Source organism: Bradyrhizobium sp. (assembly GCF_049798375.1).
GTDB lineage: Bacteria > Pseudomonadota > Alphaproteobacteria > Rhizobiales > Xanthobacteraceae > Bradyrhizobium.
Genome location: NZ_JBARGP010000315.1, coordinates 1 through 5,246 on the forward strand (window position 1 = coordinate 1; position 5,246 = coordinate 5,246).

Sequence of the window (5,246 nt, forward strand, 5' to 3'; positions counted from 1 at the left end):
GCGAAGCGACGGGGCTGTCAGGAAATAGACAGAAACGAGAACAAGTTTCGTAACAGATCGAGTCTGAAACCGAATCGAAGCAAGAACCTTGTTCACGTTTTTGTCTAAAAACTTACAGCCCCGACGAAGCAATCCAGACTTCCTTCCCGGCTCTGGATTGCTTCGCTTCGCTCGCAATGACGCTACACTTATCCGGTGTTTCACCAACCATCGAGGCATCCCATGCACTACCGCCAACTCGGCCGCAGCGGCCTCAAGGTTTCGCCGATCTGCCTCGGCACCATGATGTTCGGCGGTCCGACCGACGAGGCGACTTCAGCGCGCATCGCGGCCAAGGCGCGCGACGCCGGCATCAACTTCATCGACACCGCGGACGCCTACAACAAAGGCGGCTCCGAGGAGGTGGTCGGTCGCGCGATTGCCAAAGAACGTGGCCGCTGGATCCTCGCCACCAAGCTCGCCAACCCGATGGGCGACGATCCCAATCGCGTCGGCCTGTCGCGGCGCTGGGTGCTGGCTGCCGCCGAGGAGAGCCTGCAGCGGCTCGGCACCGACGTCATCGACATCTACTACCTGCACAAGGAAGACCATGCGACGCCGCTGGAGGAGACGGTGCGCGCGATCGGCGATCTCCTGCGCGCCGGCAAGATCCGCTATTTCGGCGTTTCCAACTATCGCGCCTGGCGCGTCGCCGAGATCTGCAACATCTGCGATATGATCGGCATCGATCGCCCGATCGTCAGCCAGCCCTATTACAACGCCATGAATCGGATGCCGGAAGTCGAGCATCTGCCGGCGTGCTCTTTCTATGGCCTCGGCGTCGTGCCCTACAGCCCGCTGGCGCGGGGCGTGCTGACCGGCAAGTACAGCGTCGATGCCGCGCCGGACAAGGATACGCGCGCCGGGCGCAACGACACGCGCATGATGCAGACCGAGTGGCGACCGGAATCGCTGGCGCTCGCGCAAGAGATCAAGAGGCACGCGGAAGCCAAGGGCTTTACCGCCGGCCAGCTCGCGGTGGCCTGGGTGCTGAACGCGTCGCTGGTCTCGTCGGTGGTCGCAGGCCCACGCACCGAGGCGCATTGGGACGACTACCTCCGCGCGCTCGATTATCCCTTCGCCGCCGACGACGAAGCGCTGATTGACCGTCTCGTCGTCACCGGCCATGCCTCGACGCCGGGCTACAACGATCCGGCCTATCCGATCGAAGGCCGCAAGCCGCGGGTAGCGTGAAGCTCATCTGCGACGGCAGCGGCAGAGCCGTAGGGTCGGCAAGGCGCGTTTGCGCCGTGCCCATAACTACCGTCAGAGTGATCAAGCAAATGATCGCTCCAGCCCTCGCGAAACCAAAGCCGGTGAGTATGGATCCCTGTTCAAGGCCGGGACGACATCGGGCATGCGGCAACACTGCATGCTGAATCGCTTCCGCCTTCGCCCTCTGGACTTCGGCGGCAAGCCGTTTTGCCATCGTTCTGCTTTTGGCAGTTTCGCATGACCGGCATCTCAATTGGGCATCCACGTTCCGATCTTTGCGCTGGACGCTTCCACGGTCGTCATCCGATAGTCCCGTCCCGACGTCTGACGTTTACGATGGCGCCACTGCACGCGACGCACTCTTGAGGGACCATGCGGGTTTTCACCGGGACGCTTGCCACCGAAACCAACACCTTTGCGCCGATGCCGACCGGGCTCTCAGCGTTCAAGGAGCGCGGCTACTATCCCGCTGGCACCCATCCCGAGCACATGAGCATGTTTGCCGGTCCCCTGTTCGTGGCGCGGCAGCGCGCCGCGCAATATGGCTGGACCGTGATCGAAGGCATGGTTGCGGCCGCCAATCCGGGCGGCCTCGTTACGCGCGCAGCCTATGAGACGCTGCGCGATGAGTTGCTCGCCGATCTCCAAGCGGCGATGCCGGTCGACATCGTGCTGCTTGGGCTGCATGGCGCGATGGTCGCCGACGGCTATGACGATTGCGAGGGCGATCTGCTGGCGCGGGTTCGTGAGATCGTGGGTCCGCGCGCCGTGGTCGGCGCCGAGCTGGATCCGCATGCCCATGTCAGCGCTCTGATGGTGCAAAGCGCCGATGTACTGATCGCATTCAAGGAATACCCGCATATCGACGTGCGCGAGCGCGCCGAGGAATTGGTGACGCTGTGCCGGGCTAAGGCGACGGGGGAGATCTGTTTCGCGCCGGCACTGATCGATTGCGAGATGGTGGTGCCGATCCACACCACGCGCGATCCCGGCCGTGCGCTGGTCCAACGCATGCAGTCACTGGAGGGCCGGGACGGTATCCTATCGGTCTCGATGATCCAGGGCTTTGCCACCGGCGACGTCCCCGACATGGGCAGCAAGGTGCTGGTCTATGCCGATGGCGACCAGGCCAAGGCGCAACGTCTCGCGCGCGAACTGGCGGACGAAGTGATCGGCCTGCGCGACCAACTGATGGTGCGCTATCTCGACGTCGATACCGCGCTGGATCGCGCGCTCGCCGCTGACGGCGGGCCGATCGTGCTGGCCGACCGCTCCGACAATCCGGGCAGCGGTGCCTCCGGCGATTCCACCTTCATCCTGCGTCGCCTGCTGGAGCGCGGCATCACCGATGCAGCGCTCGGCCCGCTCTGGGATCCGATCGCGGTGCGCATCGCCTTCGACGCCGGTGTCGGCGCGCGCATCGCGCTTCGGATCGGCGGCAAGACCGGGCCGCTGTCGGGCGATCCCGTCGATGCCGAATGCACCATACGCGCGCTGATCCCGGACATGATGCAGGCGAGCCAGGCTGGCGGCACGCCGTCGCCGATGGGTGACTGCGCCCTGGTCAGCACTGGCGGCGTCGATATCGTGCTCAATGCGGTGCGTACCCAGGCGCTCGACTACGGGCTATTCGCTCAGCTCGGCTGCGATCCCACGGCGAAGAAGATCATCGTGGTCAAGTCGGCGCAGCATTTCCATGCCTCGTTTGCCAAGGTTGCGCGCGAGATCATCTATGTCGGCGCGCCAGGCTCTGCCGATCCGAACTACGCCAATCTGCCTTACAAGAAGATCCGTCAGCCGAAATGGCCGATCTCCTGACCCACACTCATCCCATTCCCAGCGATGCGCGAGATCTCATGACCTCATCCTCTGCCGACTTTTTCGACCTCATCATCCGCGGCGGCACCGTGATCGACGGCACCAAGGCGCCGCGCTTCGCTGCCGATGTCGGCATCCGTGATGGGCGCATCGTGGCGATCGGCGATCTCAGAGACGCCTCGGCTGCGCGCACGATCGATGCTGCCGGCAAGATCGTCGCGCCCGGCTTCATCGATTCCCACACTCATGATGATAGCGCCGTGCTGGTCGAGCCCGAGATGCCGTTCAAGATCTCGCAAGGGGTGACGACGGTGGTATCAGGCAATTGCGGTGTCAGCGTCGCGCCGTTGAAGCCGGGCACGCCACGGCCGATGCCGCTTGGCCTGCTCTCGGCCGGCGGCGGCCGCGAGACCGAGTTCGCCACTTTCAAAGACTATATGGCGGTACTTCGCGCCAACCCGTCGTCGGTGAATATCGCACCGATGGTCGGCCACACCGCGCTGCGCGCCTCGGTGATGAGCGATCTTGCGCGCCCGGCCTCGGAGAGCGAGATCGCCGAGATGCGCGCGCTGGTGCGGGAGGCGCTGGATGCCGGCGCGATCGGCGTCTCCACCGGCACCTTCTATCCGCCGGCGGAAGCCGCACCCACCGAGGAGATCATCGAGATCTGCCGGCCGCTGACCGGCACCGGTGCGGTCTACGCGACGCATATGCGCAACGAGAACGATCACGTGATGGATGCGCTGGAGGAGAGCTTCGCCATCGGCAAGGCGCTCGACGTGCAAATCGTGATCTCGCACCACAAGGTGACCGGGCCGGCAAATTTCGGCCGCTCGAAGCAGACGCTGCCGGTGATCAGCAAGGCGATGCAGTGCCAGTGCGTCGCGCTCGACTGCTATCCCTACAACGCGTCATCGACCATGCTGCACACCGATCCCGCCAAGCTCGGGGTCAAGGTGGTGGTCGCGGCCTCCAAGCCCCATCCGGAGATGGCCGGGCGCGATCTGGCCGACATTGCCTCGGCATGGGGCGTCGACCGGCTGGAGGCGGCGAAGCGGCTGCAGCCGGCCTCCGCGATCTATTTTTCGATGGAGGAGGCCGACGTGCAGAACATCCTGGCTTTCGAGCCGACCATGATCGGCTCCGACGGCCTGCCGTTCGGCGAGCGGCCGCATCCGCGGCTGTGGGGCACCTTCCCGCGCGTACTCGGCTATTACTGCCGCGAGCTGAATCTGTTTTCGCTGGAAACCGCGGTGTGGAAAATGAGCGGGCTGACGGCGCAGAATTTCGGCATCAAGGAGCGCGGCACCATCGCGGCCGGCAACCACGCCGACATCACGATCTTCGATGCCGCCACCGTGCGCGACAGCGCGAGCTATGACGAGCCCTGCGTACCGGCCGCCGGCATTGAGGCCGTCATCGTCAACGGTGCGCTGACCTGGTGGCAGGGCGCGCACCAGGGCGCCAAGGCCGGGCAGGTGGTGACGCGGGCGGCTGCGGTGGCCGCCATCTGATCCTGACGACGCGCTTGACCTGTGATGTGAACATGACGCCCGCCGTCAACTTTTAGGCGTACAGATCTCGCCGCTTGCTCAGTGCACCCTCTCCCCTTGTGGGAGAGGGCGCGAGATGCGAAGCGTCGAAGGCGTGAGTGGTCTCTGTCCACACGCACGATCCGTTGAGAGAAACCCCTCACCTGTCTCAATCTCGCTTCGCGATCTTGTGCCACCCTCTCCCGCAAGGGGAGAGGGTGCATCGAGTTCGCGACGCGCAATTTCCAAACACTCTTAGTTGAGGTCAGCCCTTCGGCGCCGTCGTTGACCCGCGGATAATCAGCTTCGGTGCCAGCACGATATGCTCGCGCTTTGCCGCCGGCTCGGCGATGCGATCCAGCAGCAGCTTTGCCGCGGCCTCGCCCATGTCGCGCTGGGCGATGCGCACCGTGGTGAGCGGCGGTGAAAGCATGTCCACATAGGGCATGTCGTTGTGGCCGACCACCGAAACATCAACGGGACAGTTCAGTCCGCGCGCCGCGAGTGCGTCGTAGACGCCGAGCGCGAGCAGATCGTTGGCGGCAACGATCGCGGTCGGCCGCCGCTTGCGGTCGAGCAGGCGGAGTGCCGCCTCGCGGCCGGCCTCGCGGGTATAGCTGGCTGCGATCTCCACCCTGGTGT

General features: G+C 64.8%; 4 protein-coding genes. 3 read left to right on the forward strand and 1 reads right to left on the reverse strand.

Features of this window, described 5'->3' with window-relative positions:
• Positions 1-222: 222 nt before the first annotated feature.
• From WA702_RS13455 to WA702_RS13465, 3 genes are all read left to right on the forward strand, one after another.
• Positions 223-1,233 (forward strand): aldo/keto reductase, encoded by a 1,011-nt coding sequence (locus WA702_RS13455; protein ID WP_425111019.1) that lies wholly within the window; start codon positions 223-225, stop codon positions 1,231-1,233.
• A gap of 393 nt (positions 1,234-1,626) precedes the next feature.
• The gene (locus WA702_RS13460) at positions 1,627-3,072 is read left to right on the forward strand and encodes a M81 family metallopeptidase (RefSeq protein ID WP_425111020.1); all 1,446 of its coding nucleotides are present in this window, start codon (positions 1,627-1,629) and stop codon (positions 3,070-3,072) included.
• Between the two features lie 38 nt (positions 3,073-3,110).
• Positions 3,111-4,586 (forward strand): N-acyl-D-amino-acid deacylase family protein, encoded by a 1,476-nt coding sequence (locus WA702_RS13465; protein WP_425111021.1) that lies wholly within the window; start codon positions 3,111-3,113, stop codon positions 4,584-4,586.
• Between the two features lie 283 nt (positions 4,587-4,869).
• Here WA702_RS13465 and WA702_RS13470 read toward each other — a convergent pair.
• Positions 4,870-5,246 (reverse strand): LacI family DNA-binding transcriptional regulator (locus WA702_RS13470; RefSeq protein ID WP_425111022.1); only part of this gene is annotated, 377 nt, incomplete at its 5' end.

What these genes read in the sequence shown, in the direction of transcription:
- WA702_RS13465 (WP_425111021.1), top strand. Translation starts at nt 3,111, where the DNA reads ATGACCTCATCCTCTGCCGACTTTTTCGACCTCATCATCCGCGGCGGC.
- WA702_RS13460 (WP_425111020.1), top strand. Translation starts at nt 1,627, where the DNA reads ATGCGGGTTTTCACCGGGACGCTTGCCACCGAAACCAACACCTTTGCG.
- WA702_RS13455 (WP_425111019.1), top strand. Translation starts at nt 223, where the DNA reads ATGCACTACCGCCAACTCGGCCGCAGCGGCCTCAAGGTTTCGCCGATC.